This window comes from Actinokineospora alba (assembly GCF_004362515.1).
Classification (GTDB): Bacteria; Actinomycetota; Actinomycetes; order Mycobacteriales; family Pseudonocardiaceae; genus Actinokineospora; species Actinokineospora alba.
In genome coordinates this window covers 3,483,637-3,507,054 of record NZ_SNXU01000001.1, presented here as the reverse complement: position 1 = coordinate 3,507,054, position 23,418 = coordinate 3,483,637, and the positions used below count along the sequence as shown (strand labels likewise).

Here is a 23,418-nt window from a genome sequence, read left to right as displayed (position 1 = left end):
GTCGCCGAATTCACCGGCCTCCGGCAGCCGTCTTGGTGGCGCCACCATGCCGCGTGACACGTGGCCGGAAGCGCATGCGTATTGCTCCGTAGGTGAAGGCTGGGTCCGTTGATTTGCTCGCCCACACAAACCCTTCTCCCGGCTGCAGTCGGGACATCTGCTCCGAGGTCAGACCGGACAAGGCCGCGTTCGCCTTCTGTAGATGTTTGAGCCAGGCGGGCGAGGTGAACTTGTGCAAGATGATGTGGTCCGACAGTTCGATCAATGAAATCGGCACCGAGGGCGGATCCTGGCTGGCGACCAGGATGCTCATGCCCTTGTGCCGCATCTCGCGGACTGTCTCGACAAGTCCTGCAACCAAGTCGGGGCTGTCTATGTACTTGTGCGCCTCGTCGAACACAACAAGCTTGTTGAAGTGCCGATCACCGTCACGGGCCTCGGCGAACAGCTGCATCAGAACCACGAACAGCCCCAGCGCTTCATCCTTCTCAATGAACTCATCGCGCAGGTCGACGATGATGAGGCGGCCAGGGCGGACCAACGTCGTCAGGCGCACTGAGTCGTCGATGTACTCCGCAGCAAGGTCCAGGCGTTGTTGGGCGAGATTCTTGAGATGATCGGGCAACCCTGAACTGTCGACACCTTGACGGATGGCCGCGAGGCTCAGATCGTTGCGGTGTGCCCGCATGATCTGGGTCAGCTGACGAATGTATGTCGACTGGTTTCCGACCGCTCCCATCAAGAATCGCCAATGGGCAGCCTGGAGTTCGTTGGATGAAAACTTCAGCGGCTGTACGTCGATGTCTGGGTACTCAGCTCGGCGCTGGTTGAGCTGATCGACAGGAACGAGCAGAACCACATCCTCCAACGCCCTCGGCTCCGCGCCGTAGCGTTCCTTAAGGGTCTTCAGCTGTTCCTCGACATCATTGGGCCGCACCATGCTGGTGAACTCCGGCGCGTAGTCCTGAGTCTGACTGTAATGAAAGACCACAGTTGCCAGCGGATGCGGGAGCTCGTTGACCGGGGGCGCGGGAAGACAAGCCGCCTCCACAATGCTGCCCAGCGTGTAGCTCTTTCCGCCGCCTTGAACGCCGAAGAGGCTGATCGTGTGTGTCTCGTTGAGGTCAAGACCAATGAACCTGCCCGCCGCATCCCCGAGGATTCCGAACTGGGGGGATGGGTGCGCGACTCCCAGAAACACATCCGCCGCGATGTGCGACGCGACGACGGCCGCTTCTTCAGCAAGCGTGTCTTTCGCCGGCGCGGCGGCCTCGCCAGCTGGCGGCCCCTCGTAAAGTGGACCGTTCGTGATCGTCTCCTCCTGATCTGAGGCATCCCGATCGCCTGGTTCCTGCCGTTCTTGAGCCCTTGCAGGTGCGACCGTCGACCTGCCATCGTCCGCGTGCGGAGCGTCAGGAAGGAATGCACGAGCCACGCCGGGTTCCCGGGCGTGTTCCTTGTCCTGAGGGGCACGGAATGCCGCGTCCGCGATCCGAGGAACACGCAGGTCGACCTGAGACCATGTCGCAGACGAAGCATCTACATCAGTGAGATCGCTGACTGCGGCCTCTCCGTCCTCGTCCGTCTGATCCAGGGCACCACCAGTCCGCGAAGGTAGTTTCTGGACCGTGGGGATCGCGTCGATGAGTTCGGTGATGAGGTCAAGGCCGACGCGGTGAAACTCCACACCATGGTCGAGTTCCCGGTCTGTTCCCGGCCGCGCAAGGTCGAAGATCAACCCACTGCGGGTGAATGTCAGCTCGTATCCCTCATCGAGGCAGTCCAGCAACCGGTGTGCGGTGTCACAGACTGACCGCTGGATGGTGCCGTGCCGGTAGGCGCGATCGAGGTAGAACCGAAGTATCGATGACAACTCAAGATTCTTCACACCGCGATCGACGCGGTCCGGGAGACTGCGTAGCGGGTCGAAGTTCACGGCCAAGACCCGCTGACTGTGTTCGAGCTGCTCGGCGATCTTGGATTTGAGTTGCTGGTACGCCCCAACATCGTGCAAGGCCGTGTAGCACTTCACCTCGATGAGGCGGCACGTGATCTCATGGGTCTTTCCGTCGATGTGGAACAGAGCCAGATCGCTCCGCTTGAAGGAGAGAGCCTCACCGAATTCCTCGGCCTGCCTGCGCAGCTCGCGGTACAGCTCTGGATGGGCGTCGAGAGGCACAACAATCTGATTGTTCAGTACGCCCTGGTAATCGAGAAACAGACGAGCCAGAGCGAGACCGAAGACCTCGGTGCGCTGCGTTGATGCCGCGGACGCGAGCTTGAACGCGAGATTGCCGGAGAGCTGCCGCAGCTGGTCGAAGAACGTGTGCAGGTGGCGCGAGTCGACGTTGAGTCCATGTTGCTCCGCTACGGGCATGAGCAAAGCTCGCAACTCGTCCACGGACTTCGAGCTGACCATGATTTGGTGGCCGAGCCCGGCTACGCCCTGGGGCACGTAGTCGATGATGTACTCGGGCCCGCCGTCGCCCGCGGAGTGGTCGAAGTACTCAACACCCAAGGTCCGGTCGATGGTCACCACCCAGTCGCTGACCTGGTGGGCCTGGTAGAGCAATTCGCGGTCCGGCACATCGAGGGACAAAACCGCGCACGGCACGTTCCGCGGGGCACGTCCGGCAGTCGCCACGGTAGCGGCGGCGGATGCGACGAGGGCAGGCAGCCGGCCCAGCAGCGTGGTCAGGTCGTCTGCTTCGTCCACCGGCAACGCGGTTCCGTATCGCGGCTGTTTGATCCAGGCGATGTGCCGGTCCTCGTTGGAGTAGCGAGTGGTGGTGGCCTGCATGAGGCCATGCACCGGCGCGTAAGCGATGTCCTTGTGTTCAGCAGACTCGAAACGCTCCCCGCCGAAGGCGTCGATGAGGATAGTGAGGTGTGCGTCAAAGGATGACGGCGAACTGGTGAATTCGTCGACGGACCGGACAGAGAAGACAAGCTTCTGCTCCTGTGCCGTTCCGGCCGGATGCAGGAAAGCTTCTGCTTCGGCTTCCACTATCCGCTCTTGAGAGCTGAGCAACGCGGCCAGCGCGTCTCCAGCCTCGGGCGCCTCCGGGTCACCGACGCAGAGTCGCAGGTTGTGGTGAAGGTTCCGGGTCGCCGGACGACGCTGAAGTTCGATGAGCATGTCGGCCAGAAGCTCGCCGCGCCCGGGGTTCACGACGTTCATCACCAACGTGCGAACGTATGGGTGCAGACGGACATAGCGCTCGACGCGATCTGCCAGAACTTTTCCAGATAGGCCGGTGGATGCCGATCCCGTGGCAGGCCGCGAAGGGAGCCCGAGCGCCGACGTGAGCCTACCGATCAAGCCGCGGGGATCCTCGACCTCCTCGGGCAAGTAGATCCCCCAATATGGGGTCAAACTGTCGCTCGCCACAAGCAGGCGCCCGTCTTGACGGGGAACAGCGAAGGGAAAGCCCAGCGGAGCCAGTGCGTCAAGAAGAGACCCCTGCGCGGAGATGACGTTCTTCTTGTCGGTGTGAGCGAGTCTTTTGACCCAGTCCCGACCGAGTGCGTCCCACGTGGTAAGCCACAAGGCGCGCAGGGGATGTGTCGGTGAGACGAGCATCAAATGGTGCCGCTCGCCGAGCCCGTCGGTAAGGGACACAGCGACACAGTCCGTCTGCAGGATTCGCGCGAGCTGGCGCAGCGACGACGCGCGCTCTTGATCGTCGGATCGCTCCACCTGCTGCAGTTGGGCAGCGACGAGTTCAGCATACGTCTCGGCGTACGCGGCAAGTTCGTCGCGCACCGCAGCAAGTTCACATGCTTCGATGACAAGCGGCCGAACGCCGGTTCCCTCTTCCCCTCCGCGTACTGCCGCGAAGTACGCAGACCGGGCGGCGATGAAAGCGCCATAGGCATCCGCGACCCGCCCAGTGACCGAATCCTCAAGGATGTCGTCGCCGTCGCGACCGTTGTCGTGAGTGCCCGTCGGCGAGACGCTCAGCTGCTGGAGTCCGATGCGTTCCGGCGATTCGAGCAGGCTCTGTTGGAGACCGGCTAGGGTAGGCGACAACCGGATTTCGATTCGTCCCGCACCACTCACACCGGCGTCGACAACGGGCTGGACGTTCTTACCCCCCGCCGTCTTCCAACGGACGTCGCCCAACGCGATGCGCGTCGGGTCGTCGCCCTGGACCAGCGCCCTTAACTCAAGCGTGCGAAGAGCCTGCACGACTCCGTCATAGCGACCCGCACTGCGTTCAGGCGGTTCCTCTGTAGCCGCGTCGGGGACGACATAAAAGCGTTCGCTCTCTCCACCCGGTGTGTCGTGATCGATGGGCTCGACGTCGAGGGGCTGATCATCCTCATCGAGGGGAGTGACTTTGACGAAATGCCAACCCTCATCCCAGTCGATCTTGGTGAGTTTGCGGAGCACGGCCTTATAACTACGCTTGGCGGTCTTGCCGACCGAGACGTGCGCGATGCGGCCGACCAGACCGCCTGTCTCGGAGACGATCTCCACGCGGAATCGGGTGAGACCCTCGACCTTGCGAGGATCCGGTTGAACGGCGAACTGGGCTGTGATCTCCGCGGTGCCTCTATGCCCTGCCAGCAGGTACGCCTGCCCTGCAATGGCAGTCAGCGCGGGATGACTTTCAAGATCGCCCGGAACATCGCCGGAGCGCGGGAGTCCGAGGTCCTGGATTTCCACCGACACCGTCGCCCGCCGCCGATCCGCGGTGCGCCAATTACCGAAGGATAGCCCCCAGTTCTCCCGGTCGAGGACGATCCGCCGGGTCCACGCGTAGGGGTCGTCCAGCCCGCATCGTGACGCGAAGTCGGCGAGCTTTCCGGCGAATTCCGCGTCAGTCAATCCGAGGCCGAGCACACGCTGGCGGTCGGATTTGGTGGATTCGGTCAGTTTCGTAACAAGGTCTCGGTTGCGGCCTGCCCGCTCGCGCACGGTCCCCTGTGAGGTGAAGAGTTCGAAGTCCGGTACGAGGCCGAAGTGGTAGATAGTTCCCCCCGCCGCGTAATCGTCATAACTGTTTTGCTTGAGCGTCAGCAGGAAGGAAGCACGGATGCGTGCGCCGGCGAAGTGACCAACCTCGGCAAACAGATCGTCGACGGAAGGACGCAGCCGCGCGGGCACCTCATCGAGGAGTCGCGCGGCTAGAAGGTCATAGCCGTCGGCCAGGGACACGTCTTCGAAAGTCGCCACCCCGAAGGAGTCTTCAGCGCTGACCCGCAAGCCTGGTGGCACAAAGACCAGCAGCGGACCAGTGGCTTGGCTGTCGCTCTCGATGCGGTTGCGCAGTTCGACCAGCTTGGTGCTGGTGACTGTTACGTCGCGCGTCGGGCTGCCATCCGATGTGTCGCGGTCGGTTCCAAGTAGACATATCTCCGCGTTCGGGCTCGCTGCACCGCGCAGCCTGCGCACAATGTTCGCCGCGAGGTCTGCGTCCACATCAGTCGCTCGCATGCAGTGGCCAGCCGTACGCGCGGCGAGCATGGCGGCGAGCTTCGGTGCGAGAACCCCTTCCAGTGCGTCACGAAGGTCAGCCGCGGTGGGTTCGGTGAGTCCGGTTCCGGCAGTCATCGCAGCTCAGCACTTCCGTTGTGACCGATGGCATATCGGGGTGTGATCGTCTGCGTCAGGTAGGCGTCTGACATGTCCTGGTAGTAACCGATCTCGCGGAGGCGTTGGAGGAAAGCGGCGGAATTGGCTCGCAGTGCGACCTGATCGTCAAGCTGCGCGCCCGCGAAACCGTCCCCAGCGGGCAGCCGGTCGATGTGGAGGCCGTAGCGGTTGCGCAACAAGGCAAGGAAATCGTCGACGCGCATCGGATCCGTACGCCAGTTTCCGTCGGGTCCAGGCCGAAGAAGCGACACCTGGAGCAGGACTTCCAGCAGTCGGGCGTCAAGTACGAACCGGCGGCGCTCGCCGCTGCCGCGCGGCTGCGCCACCAAAGCGCCAGGCCGGTTCTTCAGCATCAACGAGTCAAGGCACTCAACGATATATCCGCGACGAGAGTGGCCCTTGAAGTACATGAGGGTTTCGACGTACTCGGTGAGGGGGTCGAGCTTCAGGTCGACAATCTGCCGTATCTCCGCGGGTAGCTCATCTTGCTGATCCATCACGCTGTTCAACTTGGCGTCGAAAAAGCTGTCGCGGGCGGATTTGTGGGACTTGCCGAGGAGTGACAGGAGTTCGGCGACCGTGAAGAAGGACCTGCCGGGCTGATAGCTGAGCTTGTTCCGCTTGTGCACCAAGTGTTCGGCGAACTCATCGAGCTTCTTCACAGTGTACGTGGCCTGCACGAACGCGGGAATGCGCCGATACCACGTTTCGACACTGTGTTCGGCCAGCACCGCGGCTGCCGTGTCCGGGGTACCTTCTACATCGACGAACAGCTGAACCCGGTTGGGACAAAGGTAGGCTGTGCCGCCACCGTTACGTGCCTGCAGATGACCTTCCGCGCACGTTGGGTCCATCGAGCCGGTCACGACAGCCTTCGGCAGCAGCTTGATTAACCGCAGGTGGTAGATCGCCAAGTGAAATGCGAACAACACCTTGAGGTAGTCGACCAGGACCGTGCGAGGCATGTGCCGCCGGTGATACAGAAGTTTCATCACATCTTCGGCGAGCAGAAGCGCGGATTCCTTGCACAGCGGCGGATGGGGCTTGCGCGGTTTGCTTTCGTCAGCGCGGTCCTCGACCTCGCCGTAGGCCTTGGTCACCAAATGCAGCAGTGCTTGCGTCTCCACGTCTGTGTCAGGTCCCGCGGTGATCTGGCCGGTGGCGCGGTCCACGTCGGAGAAGAAAAAACCCACCAGCTCCTGGAGCGCGCCGGTGTCGGCGAAGGTCAGCATTTCGTACAACTGCTCGTCTGCGCCATATGGGCGAGACTTGCGGCTGTTGCGGAATCGGTAGGCCAAGCCGTGCAGCGGCCGAGTGCCTGCCACTGCCTCGCCCGCCCGGCCACGACTGACCATGTCGAGAAGATGGGTACTGGTCCAACGGGTTGTGGTCTCCTGGTCGAAGCCACGAAACACCTCGGGGTGCTCGAGTACACGGTCGACGAACACGGATAGGTCGAGGTCACCGGCGCGGCTGAGCCTGCTGGGCAGGCCGCGATGCCAAAGCCGCGCGAGAAATGCCGTGAGGACCCGGTCCATGTCGAGGGACTTGTAGTCGACATGGGTCAACCCTGGATGGTCGAAGCTGCCATGTCCGCTGGTCAGCGCCACTTCTCCTCCTCGGCCGCTACCGGCTCAGCGCCAGAGATGTCGGCCATGTGCAGGACGTTGTCCTCGGTGCGGCGAATTCGATGCAGATCGTGTCCGTGGGTGGTGAGCAGGATCTCCTGGTACGGCACGGCGGCCAGTGTGTTCTTGAAGACCGCGAGGGCAAGCTGCCGGCCTTGCAGGTCAGCGGCGCCTGGCCGGTACCCCTGCTCAAACCGCTGCAACATCTCGAAAAGGTCGAGGCGGATGGCCAGCTCCGCGCGCGAGCCCTGCCGACCGTCGGGATCTTCGTACCGAAGACGGAGTTCACTGCGGCCGCTTTCGATGTATGGGGAGGACAGCGGCTCGCCTGGTGCCAGGGTGAATCCGGCGGCCGGGAAAACACGGTAACTGCGGATGGTGCCCTGTGGCACGTTTCGCACCTTCAGTGCCAGCGCGTCACCAATGCGTTGCGGGGCGGCCAATCCCTCGCCTCTGTTGAGGGCGAACAACACGTTGTCGCGTGCGGCGGCAGCTTTGCCAGGGGACGACAGAAGGCCGAGGAAGCGCAGCGCGGACTGGTACGGCAGCATGCGCTCGGCGCGATCCTCGTCGAGCAACTCGAAGTACAGCAGCCTGCGCGCCGCTTCAAGGTACTTACGATGCTCGGCGATCTGGGCGGGGAGCCCGGCCGAGCGAGCCAGTTGCTTGAACCGGCTCGCCAGCAACTCGCGATCGTACGAACCGCGACCGTCCACAGTGATCAGCGCGCGGTCGTCCGCGGTCAGTCCCACATAGTCGAGACGCCGGTCGAGTTGCGGTAGCGGAGTTTGGGCTACATCCGTCTCCCGAAGCAGCGTGAGAAGTCGATCCCGTTCCTGGGATTGACCACCGGCAGCGGGCGGTGTGCCCAAATGGGAGGAGAAGTAGAAGCTGTCGAGGATGGGCTGCGGGTCTCCGGCGGTATACAGGTCGTGGATCTCTCCGCAATCGCGGCCAGAGGTGAGAGCGAAGGCGAGTCCGGACCTCAGGTCGCGTAAAGTGACGTGCAACTGACCACGCAACTGGGTGAGTTCATAGATTCGGCGCAGGCGCCGTTTTGCCTGGGGTCCCGCGTCGGGATGGCTGAAGGTCCGCGCGTTGTGCAAGGCGTAGCACCGCTGAGCCAGGTCGCAGGAATCACAGGATTCCCAGAAGCGCTCGTCGGTCATCCGGTCGAGCATCCGCTCCAGGATCGACTCGTCGCCTGGCTCTGTCTCGTCACTGTCTGGGCGAACTGTCACGTCGCGCGCGTTCAGATTGATCACGGCGACAGCATTGTCGGTGGGACCACCCGCGAGCCCTGTGTCGACGAGGCGCGCAAGCCACGGGAAGCGGTCGCGGCGGTGGCTTAGGAAGTCCACCAGCCTGCCTTCGTTGATGGCGATCAGGCGAGTCTCGTTAGTATCGGACCAAGATTTGCTGTGGTCACCCGCGTAGGGCGCAAAGAAGTCCTCCAGGACGTCGTCGCCCGCCGAGTCGCCTTCGTCTTGGCTGCCATCGTGGTTGGTGCGGAAGGTCCGGCCGTTGAGGGTGAAATCGCTCCCGTTGTGCCGTTTCGGGCCAAACCGCGCACCCATGTCGAGGTCCATGACCTGGCGCTCGAAGCGTTCGATGAAAGCGGTCTTACCGTCGCCCGCGTTGCCGGTGATCACTACAAGGGCGTGTTTGCCCTCGCCCAATGCGGGGATGAGTTCGCGGTCAAGCGCGGTCTCGACGTAGACCGACATGCCGTTCGGGTCGAGGCCGCGGGTACCGCGATTGCTTCGGCGGCTTTGGCTGTAGAGCGTCTGCAGGTGTTCCACGTATGCGTTGGTGTTGGGTGGTTCGGACCGCGACAAGTCCGCTTTGGCTCTGGTCCCGACAACCTCGGCTGCGACGTCAGACTCGGGTCGCGGCGTGGTGGGAACGCGGACGTCGCCGTCGAGCGCCTGCAGTGCTCGCAACAATTCTTCGGCGGAGGTGAACCGCCTTCCCCGATGCGGATCGATTGTCCGCAACAGGATCTCCACTAGACCTGGCGCCAGATCGCTGAGGCCGCTGAACACTGTGCGCGGGTCGGCTCCAGGCACACCTTTGGGCGGCTGGCTAACGTTCTCCCACGGATACAGGCCGCCGGTGATTGCCTCGTAGAGGGTGATGCCCAGCGCGTATACGTCACGGTCTGCGTACCCGCTGCCGTCGGCGGGGACCTCGTCCAAGTCCGGCGGGGCATAGCGGGGGCTTGTGTGCGTGTGGCCTTCCGACGAGTCCGCGGTCTTGGCGATGCCGAAGTCGATGAGCTTGACTCCGTCGTCGGTCCACAGCAGATTGCTTGGCTTGATGTCGCAGTGCCAGACGCCCAGCCGGTGAATGTGAGCAAGCCCCATAGCGGCGTCGAGGCCCAGGCGTAGAACATCGGCGGGGCCCAGCCGCCCCGCGCGGATGACCTCGCTCAGGTCTTTCCCTTCGACGAACTCGAATACCAGATATGGATAGGAGTCCGGGTGCGGCAGCCGATCGGCGTCAACCATCGCCACCACGTTGGGATGCCGGTGGCCTCCTAGCCGCTCCAGCACGCTCGCCTCGCGCCGGAGACGCTCCAGCGGCGAGTCACGGTCGTGCAAAACCAGTTTGACCGCCCGATCGATGTTCCTGATCGTGTCGTAGGCCCGGTAGGCGACGCCGAATGAGCCGGGCCTGCCGAGCCGATGGCGGACGATGTATTTGGTGCCCAGTTGAAAGTCGGGGCGCAGGTCCTTATAGAAGGCCGCGTCACGTGGACCCTCTGGTTCATCAGAAGCGGGAAGCGCGTCGCTTGGCGGGGTGGGCGGAGAGGGTGGGCTGTCATGGGTCAGGCGCTTTCTCGGAGTCTGTGCCGCTCCCAACGCCAACTTCAAGCGGCGTAGCGCGTTGGCGGCGGTGAGTCGTTTCCTGGGATCGGATGCGCACAGCAGCTTCAGCCAATGCGCCAGTTCGGCGGGAATGCCCGCCTCCTGGAGCTGCGAGAGCGGCAACTCCCCATTCGCATGTAGCTGTTCGGTCGCGGAGGAGAACGGTGGCTGACCAGTGAGGAGCTCGAATCCCATGACGCCGACGGCATAGATGTCGGCGGCCATATCCATCTTGGACGGATCGTTCAGGCATTCCGGTGCCAGGTAGGCGCTTTCCGCCGCTGTCCACGCCTCGGTGGACACGGTGTAGTCACGTGGACCTGTGGTGGACTTCGCATAGTCGAATCCGGTGAGCAGCGCCCGGCCGTCCTGAGCGATCAGAACTGTGGATGGGCTGACCTCCCGGTGCACGATCCGGTTGCCGTGCGCGTGCGCGAGCCCTAGCAGGATGTGATGCAGCGTCCGAACCCGGGCGTCGACGGTGAGTGGGTCGACCGAACCGTCGAGGTACAGACGAAGTGCCTGACCGGGCACATCGTCGTAGACGGTCACATAGCCGTTGTCGTCGTCCAGTGCGAAGAAGTCTCGCACCCCCACGATGTGTGGATGCGCGGGCAGCTTGACCAGCGCCTCGAAGGCAATGCCGATCTGCCGCAGCTGGAGTGTTCGCGCACGCTCATCCGCGTATGGGTCGGCCGCGCGAACGGACAACCGGACAGTTCCAGAACCCTGCACGAACAGGGCGTTCTTGGCTCGGTACTCGTCGAGCACGTCGATGCCGGGCGCCCGCTGCGATTCACTGAGCCGTTCGATCACCTGCCAGTTACCGAAGCGGAGCGGCCCGGATGGCCGCTGGGATGTGCCCCCCACGAGTTCCACGATGGCGTCGTGATGCCTGGAGATGTCGGCATCGACGGGGCGGCGGTCGGTCGGTACAACACTGGCGTCGGACAGGCGGTCCATCAGGTTCGCCAGCGTCACCGTGTCCTTCAGATCTCGCTCGTCCGGGGTGCGGTCGACAAGCCTGGCGTCACGCCCGGGAAGAACGACCAGAGCAACGGTGTAGACGCGGGAAAGCTGGGGTCGGGCGTTCTCAAGGAGAGTCTTGAGCCGTTTGGCGTGTCCGCGCAGCTTTGGCAGGGGGCTTTTGAAAGGTTGCCGCCCGGCGGGGTGCCATCGGCTGCCGACTACGTCGATCCGACCTCGAGTGCCCTTGACGTCGATGACGTACACGGCATGCCCGGTGACCACGACGAGGTCGACCTCGAAAAGTTCACGGCGGTCGGGAATTTCGAGCGAGTGCAGGACCGTCCAATCATCCGGCGCGTGATCGCGCAGATGCGCGATCACGCTCCTCTCGGCGTCGTTGACGGCCTCCCCGACGGCAACGATCCTGGCACCCATCAGGCCGAGGCCTCCTCAATTGCGGTGGTTAGAAGGGCTAGGGCCTGATCCTCAAGGACATCAGCACGATCACGATCGCGATACGCCTTACGCACGGTTTCAGCGATCCGATCGCGATCGGCGGGCACAGCAAGTGGAATCGGCAGCTCCCGCATGAGCTTGGTGTGATACTCCTGCTGTTTGCCGCCTACACTCAGGGAGCGGAAAATCCGAAAGGCCGCCTCAGATCGAAAAAAAGCGAACAGGTAGGCACCCGGAACATCGGGGTCGCCGCTAAGAACGCGGACGAAGTCTTGGCTGAACGCGTTCTCCAACCACGAACCGGTAACCAGGATCGAACGGCTGTATACCTCGTTTTCACCCAAAGTCCCGTGTGCAGCTACCAGGATCGTTTCATCCTTCTGCATGATGTCGGCGGGTGCCTGTGAAGCGCTGATCCACCTCCCCTCGGGTCGAATCCAGAAAGCCTGGCGCTGACCCACTAGGCGGACACCATGATCTGGATCAGCATCGATGCGTTTGAACCGCGCCCCGGTACGAAGCGTGCCGCCGTCGCAGATCTCGCCGAGCGTCGCCGTGTCTCGCCATGCGCCTAGCCTCTCGATGATGTGGCGGGCGCGGGGGGCGAAGTTAAGCGCCCGCAACGTCGTGGACGTCAGGCCGTTGATCTCGAAGCCTAGATCCCGTTCCCGTTGGTGCCAGCGCAAGTCGATCAGTTCGGGCAGACCAACGCTCTTGAAGAAGTCTTCAGTTGCGGTGACGAGCCCTGTCTGAAAGCCCGCACGAAGCTCGGCACTCTGCTCCACCAGGTCGTGGATTTCGTGCTCGAGCGCTACATCGAACCGCGGCACCGGCAAGTCAGCGATGTGGTGTGGCTCAATGTGCTGAATGATCGCACCGTACGCGGAACTCGCGATCATCGGCACGCCGTAACGACTCCGCAGAAACGAGTAGAGGTAACCAGCGGAGATCCGCTCCGGGTTCGGGGCTACCTTCATGACGTGCTGCGAGGACCAAATACCTGTCATATCCGGCCGAACGTAGGCCATACGTCCGATCGTCCCAGAACACGAGACGAGGGTCATCCCAGGCTGTACTTCCAGATACGGCAACCGTGTCGCCACCCCCTTGCTCAACTTGGGCAGGAAGGTGAAATCCATTTCGAGCATGTCCGTGCTACCAAGAAATGGCACTGCATGCTGATTGTCATCCAAATAGACCCGGCTGAATTTCGGCCCGTTGAAGATACCGCCGTTGAATCCACGGGTGACGCTCGCCAGGGTCACAGTGTTCGGCAGCCTCTCAAGCAACTTCCGCGCCTCCAACGCCCCGGACAAATACGGCGATGGGTCCAGGCGAAAGCTCTGATCAGCCAGCCACTCTGAAGTGACCGGGTTGCTCAAGTCAACGAGTTTCACGCCTTCGCCACCACTCGCGCCGAAGGTGATCGCCTGTCACGCGGGTCCGCCCCTGGGATCGGATATTTGTCACGGAACTCGCGATACTTCTGCCCGATGATCGGCAGATCATTGTCGACGACTTTGCGACTACGGGTGAATTCCCGAACCACGTCCTGCCCGTTGATCTCGATGCGCTCACGTTCGACGGTCGTCTCCGTGATGATGTCGCCATTTGCCTCACGCTTGTACAACTCGTTACCGCGTCGATCGACGCCAACCTTCTCGGCCACCGCCATGAACACCGGGTACGGCTTTTCTGAGCCCATACGGCTGTTCATGATCTCCTGCTCCGTCTTCCGCTTAAGAAACAGCAGGGTGGTCAGAATATTGACATTTGCGTCGACAATAAATGTCTCCACTGGCAGTTCGATACTTGCCAAGACCCAGCATTGCTCCAAGATGTAGCGGCGCACGCCCTCGTCGGCTGGCCCAGGGTTGGACAAGATGCCGTTCGGGAGGACGATGCCGATTCGGCCACCCGGTTTGACCCACTCTATGGCGCGCTGGATGAACAGTTGCTCGGGAGCCATGCTCTTCGGCATCGCGTTTGGGTTCACCACGATCATGCCAGTCTCCTTGTCGCGCCCCCAGGACTTGGCTACACCGTCCCGGAAATCGCCGAGCACCGACTCATCACTGATCGGGATGTCGGCCCCAAATGGCGGATTGGTGAGGAGCACATCCACCACCTTGCCCAACGGAATCCTGTCCCTGGCCAAGTCGACGCCGGACAGATGGCCGCGCGGGAAAGCCAACGAGTCCATATGGAAGAGATTTCCCGTGGTGTTGGCGAGGGTCATGATATTCATCGTTGTCGCTCGAACCAGAAATGGATCGAAATCGGCCCCGAACAGGTGCTCGTCGGCATATTCATTCAACCGGTCGCGGAAACGCTCTTGCTGTTCCTCGGTGTCAGGGAAGCCGAACGTCCCTTCCTCTTTTTGCCATTTGTGATGAAAGTGATTCAGCGTCTCTGTAAGAAATCCCCCGGTGCCGCACGTCGGATCAAGTACGTTCTCATCCTCCTGGGGATCAAGAATCTCGACCATGAGTTTGACCGCACCGCGTGGGGTGAAGTACTGCCCACGGTCACCCCGCAGGTTGGTGCCAACGAGTTCCTGGTAGGCGAGACCCTTCGCATCAACATCGGTGGCACTCAAGTCGTAGGGTCCAAGCTCAGAAACGATAAAACTGAGCGCGCGATCGGAAAGCGTGATCTCATCCGACGACTTGAAAACCGATTTGTATTCGGTCTTCACGTCCTCGAACAACGCCAGGATCCGCTCCCTGAGCGGCGTAAACTCCTCCTCGCTGAACGGCTCTGCCATCTCCGTCCGAAAGCGAGCCCGCCCGGTACCTCGACTTACGCGCTCGTCGTACATTTTGGCGAAGAGCAGATAGAGGAATTGCCAGAAGGCCGCATCCTTGGGCATTCCCTCATTACCGTGAATGTAGTTGTGACAACGCCGAAACGAGATCTTCAGCATCTCCGGGTCCGCGCGCCGCAGTTTCTGATGAGAGGCTACCGTGCGGCTACCCAGACTCTCTGGCGCAACGTCCCACTCGCTGCGAAACTCGTATGTCGCGCCGAAAGTGTTGATCTTCTTCTTCAGGAAAAAGAAGTCGACGCTGTCGGTCCACAGTCCGTCGACACAACCGGGCCGGTCGTCATGGCCCATCAGGGCTTTAAGCTCGTCCAAGTCCTTCTGAGCCTGCGCAGGCTCGCGCAGCTTGATGACGTTCTTGCCGCGCTTCGGCTCCGGTTTACACACCACAACCCGGCGCAGGTTCTCCTCGGTATGCGGGGCGCCGTGCGCGAAGATCGCGATGTCGGCCCTCTTGTTGCTGGTGCGGCTGTCTTGGTTCCGGACCCTGACCGCGTAATCACGCTCCATGTCGCTGGGGGCGATGCCGTGCTCATGGAAGAGCGCGCGGGCCACTCTCTGGCGAACCTTCTCCTTGGGAGTCTCCTTGATGGGCCTACCTGTGATGTAGTCGACTACCTCGTACTCCCCGACGGTGATGACCTTGGGGCCCTCCTCCGAGACCGCGGGCTCGTCCTCGTTGATGGGGCGTTGCGGAATGTCCAGGTCCAGGCACTGGTCTTGCATCAGTCGTCCACTCTTCCGTGTTGCGCTCCGACGCCGCCGGGCTCGACCAGCGCCGTCGGTCTACTGCGGCGAGTTCAAGGCCGTCGACCAGGAGAAAAGCCCTGTTCAAGGCGGCAAGGGTCACCGTGGCCCCCGAGATCGGTCAGCCTACCGGCCACCTCTGACAAGGCGCCGCCTGACAAGCCGTCCAGCACTCGACTCACACGATTTCCGGCGCCTCGGTTTCGTCGGCCACAAGATCTTTTTCGGCTCGAACATTGTCTGCGAGGTCCTTCAATGAACCTTCATCGGGCACATACCAGTTGAGGGTTCCTTGGACCGACTGGTCCTTTCCAGAGGCCATCTTCCGCATCACACGAACCAACCGGCTGGGCGAGTACCACTGCCCGTCCGCCTGCCACTGGAGTTGATCTTTCGCACTGTTGCGCCAGATGGCCAGGCTGCGGGAAGGGTCCTCGGCCAACCATTCCGCCATCTCCCGACGCTCCGGCCGGGTCACGGGGCGGAACTCAAGCGCTGTCCCGTCGGGTATACGCCTGGCGGTGACCAGAGTCTTGGCCGCGTCAACTTGGCGACCCTTTGCTTCGGCGCCGGAGACCTGGTAGTCGGAGTTGAGTTCCGGAGCCGACCGGCCTGACGCCATGCCCCTGATCGCGCTGCGTGCGGCCCGTTGGATGCGTTCGGTGTTGCGCACCGCGGCGACGATGTGGCTGCTGGGCCCGATTTCCGCGTCGATGGCGTGCAGACACCACGCCAGCGCGTCTTCGACCAGCGCGGGCACGCGACTGAGTTGAGCATTCCAATCCGTGTCGGGATCGGTGATGCCCTGGGTATTGAGTTGCCGGTAAATGACGTGCGTGATCAGCAGGTCGCCGTACCCCGCGACGGCCATCGCGCGCGACAGGAGCCCGTCGCGCAGTTCGGCAAGCCGTGCCCGGACTGCGCGCAGCAACAGCACGCACCGCCACACCCGGTGAACATTCGGAGCCGAGCCGAAGATTTCCACGTACACGTCGTCCTGCCAAAGTTCGGAAAGGTCGCGCTTGGCGAGAGCGGCGTACACGGCTTCGGTGTGAGCGGCCGCCAGCGCCTCCGCGGCCTCCGTGATCGAGCTGCCGTGTTCGGGTTCCGGACGAGGCTCGCCCCGCTTGATCACGTAACGCAAGCTGAGGACGAGGACAAACTCGTCCCGAAGTCTGGCCTGCACGGGATCAAGCGACTTGAAGTCGCGATCCTCGATCGGATTCTGCGTGTTCGTGCTCGTGGTGACCTTGTCCCCGAAGCCCTCTGGACAATCCTCTAAAGAGATCAGACGCACGAGCACCCGCCCACGCTGGGCAGTGTCGGGATCATGTGTGTACGCCTTGTGGATCGCGCTCACCGTCTGCGCCCCGTTGACCACACTGACCCCGGCTAGTTGAAACTCAGCGACCCCGCCGGGCACCGCTTTGCCCAGCGACTTGATCGAGTCGCAGAGTACGGTGATGCCGTTGCTGAAGTACCAGAAGTGTTCTGGCTGCTCAAGCAGCGTGTTTCTGATCTTGACATTGACATCAGTCAGGTCCAGGGAGTCTCGGATGTTCCTGGCGAAAAGGCCGCGCCGATACTCAGTGAACAGGTCGGCGATATTAGGCACGGTCATCGTCCCGTAGATGGCCTTGTACGGCACAGTCTCGTGCCCAAAACCCTCCAGGCGCATCCTCGCTTCGATTCTCGGCGCCGCCGCGTCACCGAGGATCGTGCGGTGGAAGTCCTGCAGGTCGAGAAACTTGTAGTCGACCATCTCTTCGACCTGGTTGTACTTCGCGATCTTCTCTTCGAGGAGTTGACGAACGTCCTGGTTCAGGGGATCCGTTCGCATCAGCGCGAGAACTAGAGTGATCTTCGGCGTGCCGAGGTCGAAAGCCTGTTCCAGCGCGCTCACATGGCGTTGGAAGCGGAGGTTGAACCGCGCGAACTCGAGATCGAGGATGAGGTCCAGGCCGTGGAGCATCTTGTGGACCTCGTCGTGCCCGAAGCCACCCTTCGCCCGATCGCTCCACTTGGCCTGGACCAGGCAGATCCGGGGCTGGGAGGCGCGGGTGTCGACCGCGATGGCATCCAGTCCCCAGTCATCCCGACCATCGAAGACGCCAAGCGAGGCGTCCGGATCGCTGCACGGGTGCTCGGCCTGGACCGCCAGCGCCGCCAGGCCACGGCTGAGGAACTCCTGGTGGCGCTTGTCTAACGGAATGCCCGTCTTGTCCGACATGTCGATCAGGTTCGTGAAGCGATCCTCGATCGCCTTCCGGACATACCTGACATGCACCACGCTCATCCGCCGCTCCCCTCAAGATCATCGCCTTCGCGAGTCTATCGGTGTGTCTCAACGAGAAGTGGTCTCGTTACTCTCCGATGCCCGATTGGGTGCCCGCCGCCCCTCATCCGTGGGTGCGGCATCACGGCTTCTTGGTGGTGTGCAGCAAGGCGGACTTGGCGGTGGGGTGGCGTGAGGATCAGGTCAGTCGTCTTCGCAGGCGACAGAACCAGTTTGGTGACCTCGTCGTGGTGATGAAGCGCTGTACGTCTTCCCTCATTGTCCACCCAGGCACTACAGGCCGGAAAAGTCGAGAAAGACACCGGGAGTCTCGTCGGGCAACGAGTAGTCGATGACTTGAGATCCGGTTTATGGAACGAGCAACCAACCTTGATGAGTGCCCGCGCATAGCTCTCGGTCTGACGCACACCCGGGGATTAGGGGCGTCTCGATCCGCCACTGGAATGGCGCCTCGCGCTCGGCACTGACAGCCGTCGAAACAGCTTCGGAGTTCCGTACGGGAGTCGGATTTGAGAGTTGTCATCGACAGGCATTGTCGCAGACGTCCGATCCCCACGAGCAGCTCTACCGCGCAATCGCCACCGAGTGCGCCGCGCGGCCTTGGCGAGCGGCGCGCCGATTCTCATCGATGACGGCGAGGTCCATGAAATGGCGTGACCTACCACGATCGATCCTGTGCAATCGCGACGATGAACGAGGCCGACACGCTTGCCCTGCTGCCCGACCTGCAGCGCAGGCAGGCCGAGTGTGACGAACTGCGGGCGATCTTGACCGACAAAGATAGTCGCGCGGGGTCTTGACACCAACGCGCATGGGGCACGGACACGGAGACCGGCCTGGTGAGCGGGACCTACAAGCACCGCCCGGGGCCGGAGCCACTGGCGTGTGAGAAGGATCAGCCAGATCGGATGTCCGCCGAATGAACCTCGGCGAGGTCGGTGACCAGGTCTGGGAGGAGGAGTTCCTCATGATCTGCCGCCCCCGCCTCGGCCAAGCGTGGGGACAGGTCGGCATCCCACACCGCGACCGCTTGACGGCCCGCCAATGCCTGGCCCATCGATCGCCCGAGGGTGTGGTTGTAGGCCAGCGTGTCGAAACGCCAAGGGCGCCAATGGAAGTGCTGGGTCAGGCGGTTCGCTATGCGGATTCCGCCCCAGTCGAAGTCGCCGTGGTAGGTGAAGTCGGCGCCCAGTTCGTCGGCGGCGGTGGCGAGGACGATCGGGTTCTCGCAGATCCAGACCCGCCGAGCGCCGACACCGAGCGTCGGGTCGCTGCCGAGTTGGCGCAGGGTCAGGACGCTGGGCTCCCCTGCCTCGCGGGCCAATCCGAGAACTCGGTGCGCGCCTGGCGAAGTCGTTCCAGTTCGGATCGCAGGTCCGCGAGTCGGCCGCGGCGGGCGGACTCGCGGGCACCTTCACCGATGTAGATCGCCGAATCCTTATGCCATGCACCGGAAAGCACGCCGATCGCGAACCGGCCGTCGACGTCGACCCACGTCGAACCGTTCGGGCCGAGCCCGATGGCACGCAGCACAGCGTTGATCCCGGTCTCGGTCAGCGTGGCAGCGTGGTCGTCGGCAGGATCGATTGCGGGGACCAGGACAGAGGCCAACGCGGGTCCGGGGACGGCGTCCTGGGCGACAATCGTGGTGTCATCGGTGTCCAACAGTCGGCCGTCAGGGGTCACCCACGCGTCGAGGATGCCCGCGGCCTCCATCGCCGCCTCGATACCCGCACGGTCCGTGTCGCTTACGCCCGAGACGAAGTCCACCACTCTCCACAGTGGAGCCCCCGATCGTCCCAGCCTGCTTCCGGCGACACGCGTGTGCAGGGCGGGTGGCGCGTCGTGGGCGCCGGGCTCGAGTCGACCGATCTCGTCGGTGACAACTCGGATCTCTTTTGAGGGCGGGCATCGCCATGCCGATCGCGGCGGTGGTCCACGGTTCACCGACGTCTTGCGCACGGCGGACGAGTTGGGACCACACCGCGTCCTTGGCGTGGCGGCCGGTCTGGCGCTTGAGCATGGCCACCCGAAGATCGTCGAGTCGTACCGGTCCGTCGGGCAGTCCGCAGGCGGTCCCGGTGAAGTCGAGGGTCAGCGGCGCCGGATCGGCGGTCAACTCGGTGAACCTCCGCTCGACCGCTTCCAGGGTGGTCGGAGCCAGGTAGTCACGCATTGATCGTCGCCTCGGGATTTAGGGATGCGACATACCCAAATACGGCTCCTGAGGCCAGTCCTTGAAGTGCTTCACCAGATCGCGTGAATGGAACGCGGCGTGTCGCGCTTGACGTCAAAAGATGGGTGGAACGTTCGATGAACACAACGCCAATGAGGATCATCGGTGACGGACGGGCGCCGACCGATGTCGCGTCGCTTGATGACCGCCAGCGGGCCAGGGACACCTGCGTGCGGTGTGGTCGTGTGCCGCTGACGCCGGCAGTTGTGACCCTCGCCGGGATGGAACTGGTGGCCTGCGCGGACGAACACGCCCGCGTGTGCACGCCAGACCTGTTCTGGAGGTCTGGCCCCTGCCCGTCTTGGTGCTCCAGGTACCACAGCGACAATGACCACCCGGACGACCGGTCGCACCTGTCGCAGTGGCAGGGCAAGGTTTCGCTCATCCTGGCGGAGGGCCAGAAATACTACGAAGGCGTGCCGTACCAGCCCGACTGTGTCTCGCTGTGGTTGTTGCAAGGTGAACGCGAGCGTGAGGCACGGATCTGGTGCGGGAAGGGCGAAACCAATAAAGGGGTGTACCTCACGCCCGCCGAGGCGCTGGAGTTGGCGGCCACGCTGACGCAGGCGGCGGCCATTGCCCGCGGTGAGGACATCGGCGAGCGGATCCTGGCCGCGTGACCTGATGCCGCAGGCCGGCCCAGGGGCCAACCTGCGGCATCCGCGCACTGGGTCGGGTTCACGTTGGTACGGTGGGTTCGTTTGGGCAGCCACATGGAGGAGCGGACATGCCGGAGCCAGTGTTGGTCTCGATCGCCGCCGCGCTTGCTGGGAAGTCGGTGATGTCGCTGTACGACTTGGTGAAGAAGAAGTTCAGCGCACGTGCAGAGGCCAAGGCGGCGTTGGAGGCTGCCGAGGGGGCGGCGCCTGGGTCCGCTGAGGTCGAGGCGTTGGCGGTTGAGTTGGAGAAGGCGGCGGCGGCTGACCCGGGCTTCTCTGACGAGTTGCGTTCGCTGTGGGTGGCGACTCAGCAGCATGCCGACAATGGCGCGGTGAACAATCAGATTTCCGGGAATGTCAGCGGCAAGGTCGTGCAGGCCCGCGATATCGGGGGGAACGTCAGTTTCTGACCCGAATGGGCCGCGTGCCGAGCCGTCACCGAAACGCGATCACTTGGCGGGCAGGGTTCCGGCGTAGGCGACGCCCCGCTGGACCCAGCCGTCCAGGTCGCCGTCGTCGGCGAGGTGGTCCGGCTCGACCTGGACCCAGTTCTTCATCGGGCGCCCACCCATCTCGGGTACCCGTGCGCCAGGTTCGGCCAAGGCCGCCGCGGAATCGTCGGGCGACATCCGCACGATCAAGCCGTCGCCGTAGACACCGCAGGACATGTTTCCCCGCAAGAAGAAGACGAGGGCGCCGAACATCTTCTTCTCGGTCACTCCCGGCAGGTCGCCGATCAGTCCCCTGACCCTCGTGGCGAGCGTTTCGTCGTATGCCATCGCAGGACTCCTTTCCGGCGGCGCTGAGATCGGCCCGAAGTCACCGAGGTGGCAGGGCGTACTCAATGTAGAGCGGGCTGGCTATCACGTGGCGGACTGAGCCCGGACCGACGAAGTTGGCGGTGATCCGGGCGTACCCGGCCATCCAGGCGGCAGTCTCCGGATGTGTCCGGCCGTCGATGGTCCGCAGCAGCTCAGCCGTGGCGGCCGGGAGATGCCTGCCCGCGCTCGGGGCGGGCACCACCGAAGTCCCATCCGTGGCGGGCGGCTGTGCGCGCAGGACGCCGAGCAGCAGATCGATCGTGTTCGCGGTGAACGCGCCCGCGCCGCTTCCGCTGTGGGGAGCGGGTTCCACGGCCTGGCCCGCGGGCGGGACGACGGTTCGGGGGCGGTCCTCGATCCGCAGGTGGGTGCCGGAGCAGTGCAGGACCAGGCGCGAGCGGCCGGCCTCCGGGTGTCCCCCGGCGCGGTCGACGAAGAGCGTCATGCCGGGGACGGGTCCGCCGTCGAGGACCAGGTAGTTCAGTGGCGCCTCGAAGTGGACCCACTGGCCCGCCACCGCACCCGGGTCGGTGTACCAGCGGGCGGTGCGCTCGATGTGGCCGATGACCCTGGCCAGCTGCTTGAGCTTGCTCCGCTCGGCTTCCGGTGTCGGCTCGACCCCGATCTCCAAAACCGGGGTCTTGATGTTGACTTTCGGCCGCGGCCACATGGACCGCAGGGCAGGCAGGAACTGCTCCAGCTTGCGGTCCGACAGGTATACGAGTTCGCGCAACGCTCCTCCTCACCGTGTCGATCACGCTACTCTGGGTCGACTCCGGGAGGCGCGCGTGACCCCTGATGGACCGACCGAGGCGGTGCCGACCCAGCCCCGCTGGGCCGAACTCGCCGCGCACCGGCCGCTTCAGGCGGATGACCCTCGTGAGGTCGGGGGCTATCGGCTGCGGGCCTGCCTTGGCGAGGGCGGGATGGGCCGCGTCTATCTGTCCAACACCCCTGGGGGACGGCCGATCGCGCTCAAGGTCATTCGAGCCGAATACGCGGCCGACCCGGCTTTCCGGCGGCGGTTCGAGCAGGAAGTGGCCACGGCGCAACGGGTTCAGGGGCTTTACACCGCCCCGGTGATCGACGCGAATCCACATTCGGAGCAGCCGTGGCTGGCCACCGCCTACGTCGCCGGGCCCTCGCTGCAGCAGGCGGTCGGCGTCTACGGGCCGCTGCCCGCGGAGAGCGTGCTCATCCTGGTCGCCGGGGTGGCCGAGGCGCTGCAGTCCATCCACGCGGCCAATGTCGTGCACCGGGATCTGAAGCCCTCCAACGTGATCCTCGCCGCCGACGGGCCACGGGTGATCGACTTCGGCATCGCCCGCGCGGTCGACACGACCTCGGTCACGCAGGCGGGCATCCGCGTGGGGACACCGGCTTTCATGGCCCCGGAACAGGTTCGCGGCCAACCAGCCACTCCCGCGCTCGACATCTTCGCGCTGGGTTCCCTCGCCGTGTACGCGGCGACAGGCGAACTTCCCTTCGGCGGCGGGCTCGATCCCGCTGTGCCGTACCGGATCCTCGAAGAGGAACCCGACCTGGCCACGTGCCCGCCGCAGCTGCGGGAGCTGGTGACTCGGTGCCTGGCCAAGGATCCCCGGCAGCGCCCGTCGCCGGTCCAGGTGATCGAGCTGTGCAGGCAGGCCTCGACTGGAACGCAGCTGCACATGGGCGACGGCTGGTTGCCGCCCGCGGTCGCGGCCGCGGTGAGCCGGATCGCGGTGACGCCGGTCCCCCCGGTTCCGCGACCGCCGAAGCGGTCACGCTTCCGAGTCGCCGCGGCGGTCGGGATGGCAGCGCTCGCGATCGGATCGGGTGTCGGCGCCGCCGCCATCGCCGGGGCCTTCGACGAGAAGACGCCCGGGCAGTCCACGCCGGGCACCTCTGCGGCAGGAGGTGGGAGCAAGGCCAACAGCGACGATCCGGAAGTCCTCACGCGGGTCGACGCTGTGGACTTGGCCCTCGGCAATGGCGTCAACCTGGCTGAGCCGACAACCATGGTCCGCTGGGAGGGATCCCCTGACATAGCCCACATCTACGACAACGGGATCTCGTTCAGCAACGCTGAGGTGGTGCTGTTGGACGACGACCAGACCGGCGATCACCGCACCTGCGTCACGGACACCCGCTACGCCCTGACGACCAAGTTCGACGACGTCGTGGTGGGCACCAAGTTCTGTGTCCTAACCGCGCAGCGAGTCGCGCTGGTCGAGGTCAAGAAGGCACCCGACCCAGGTGAACGCAGCCAGTACTACCAGCTCGCGATCACCATCTGGCGCGCCTAGCGGTCCGACCGTGGGTAGGGTC

Annotated in this window: 13 protein-coding genes; 3 read left to right on the top strand and 10 right to left on the bottom strand. The window is 63.7% G+C overall.

The window, feature by feature from the left end; translation table 11 throughout:
* Window positions 1-10: 10 nt before the first annotated feature.
* From mads8 to C8E96_RS16090, 8 genes are all read right to left on the bottom strand, one after another.
* Window positions 11-5,560 carry a methylation-associated defense system ATP-binding protein MAD8 gene (mads8, locus tag C8E96_RS16125; RefSeq protein WP_133794505.1) on the bottom strand — a complete coding sequence of 1,850 codons (5,550 nt, stop codon included), beginning with the start codon at window positions 5,558-5,560 and terminating at the stop codon, window positions 11-13.
* A complete protein-coding gene (mads7, locus tag C8E96_RS16120; protein WP_091383057.1) occupies window positions 5,557-7,212 on the bottom strand; it encodes a methylation-associated defense system protein MAD7 in 1,656 nt (551 codons plus the stop codon). The genes mads8 and mads7 overlap by 4 nt, the downstream gene beginning before the upstream one ends.
* Complete coding sequence (gene mads6 / locus C8E96_RS16115) at window positions 7,203-11,504, bottom strand: methylation-associated defense system protein kinase MAD6 (RefSeq protein ID WP_091383060.1); 4,302 nt, start codon at window positions 11,502-11,504, stop codon at window positions 7,203-7,205. Before mads6 ends, mads7 begins: the two co-directional genes overlap by 10 nt.
* Window positions 11,504-12,922 carry a methylation-associated defense system restriction endonuclease subunit S MAD5 gene (mads5, locus tag C8E96_RS16110; protein WP_091383063.1) on the bottom strand — a complete coding sequence of 473 codons (1,419 nt, stop codon included), beginning with the start codon at window positions 12,920-12,922 and terminating at the stop codon, window positions 11,504-11,506. The genes mads6 and mads5 overlap by 1 nt, the downstream gene beginning before the upstream one ends.
* Window positions 12,919-15,075: a methylation-associated defense system DNA methyltransferase MAD2 gene (gene mads2, locus C8E96_RS16105; RefSeq protein ID WP_091383065.1), complete on the bottom strand. Its 2,157-nt coding sequence runs from the start codon at window positions 15,073-15,075 to the stop codon at window positions 12,919-12,921. Before mads2 ends, mads5 begins: the two co-directional genes overlap by 4 nt.
* A gap of 199 nt (window positions 15,076-15,274) precedes the next feature.
* Window positions 15,275-17,392 carry an AIPR family protein gene (locus C8E96_RS16100; RefSeq protein WP_091383067.1) on the bottom strand — a complete coding sequence of 706 codons (2,118 nt, stop codon included), beginning with the start codon at window positions 17,390-17,392 and terminating at the stop codon, window positions 15,275-15,277.
* Between the two features lie 895 nt (window positions 17,393-18,287).
* Window positions 18,288-18,716 carry a DUF2399 domain-containing protein gene (locus tag C8E96_RS16095; RefSeq protein ID WP_228770242.1) on the bottom strand — a complete coding sequence of 143 codons (429 nt, stop codon included), beginning with the start codon at window positions 18,714-18,716 and terminating at the stop codon, window positions 18,288-18,290.
* Window positions 18,683-19,162 carry a hypothetical protein gene (locus C8E96_RS16090; RefSeq protein ID WP_143025300.1) on the bottom strand — a complete coding sequence of 160 codons (480 nt, stop codon included), beginning with the start codon at window positions 19,160-19,162 and terminating at the stop codon, window positions 18,683-18,685. Before C8E96_RS16090 ends, C8E96_RS16095 begins: the two co-directional genes overlap by 34 nt.
* 543 nt (window positions 19,163-19,705) lie before the next feature.
* Between C8E96_RS16090 and C8E96_RS16085 the strand changes: the two genes are divergently transcribed.
* A complete protein-coding gene (locus tag C8E96_RS16085; RefSeq protein WP_133794503.1) occupies window positions 19,706-20,248 on the top strand; it encodes a DUF6907 domain-containing protein in 543 nt (180 codons plus the stop codon).
* A 107-nt stretch (window positions 20,249-20,355) separates the two neighbouring features.
* Entirely contained in the window at window positions 20,356-20,697 is a 342-nt protein-coding gene (locus tag C8E96_RS16080) for a hypothetical protein (protein ID WP_091383078.1), read from the top strand.
* Window positions 20,698-20,736: 39 nt separating this feature from the next.
* On the opposite strand, the gene C8E96_RS16075 is transcribed toward C8E96_RS16080, so the two are convergent.
* Window positions 20,737-21,066 (bottom strand): TfoX/Sxy family protein, encoded by a 330-nt coding sequence (locus C8E96_RS16075; RefSeq protein ID WP_091383079.1) that lies wholly within the window; start codon window positions 21,064-21,066, stop codon window positions 20,737-20,739.
* Between the two features lie 40 nt (window positions 21,067-21,106).
* Window positions 21,107-21,841, bottom strand: coding sequence for an SAVMC3_10250 family protein (locus C8E96_RS16070; protein ID WP_133794501.1), 735 nt, complete (start codon window positions 21,839-21,841; stop codon window positions 21,107-21,109).
* A gap of 55 nt (window positions 21,842-21,896) precedes the next feature.
* Between C8E96_RS16070 and C8E96_RS16065 the strand changes: the two genes are divergently transcribed.
* Complete coding sequence (locus C8E96_RS16065) at window positions 21,897-23,396, top strand: serine/threonine-protein kinase (RefSeq protein ID WP_228770243.1); 1,500 nt, start codon at window positions 21,897-21,899, stop codon at window positions 23,394-23,396.
* The last annotated feature ends 22 nt before the right edge of the window (window positions 23,397-23,418 follow it).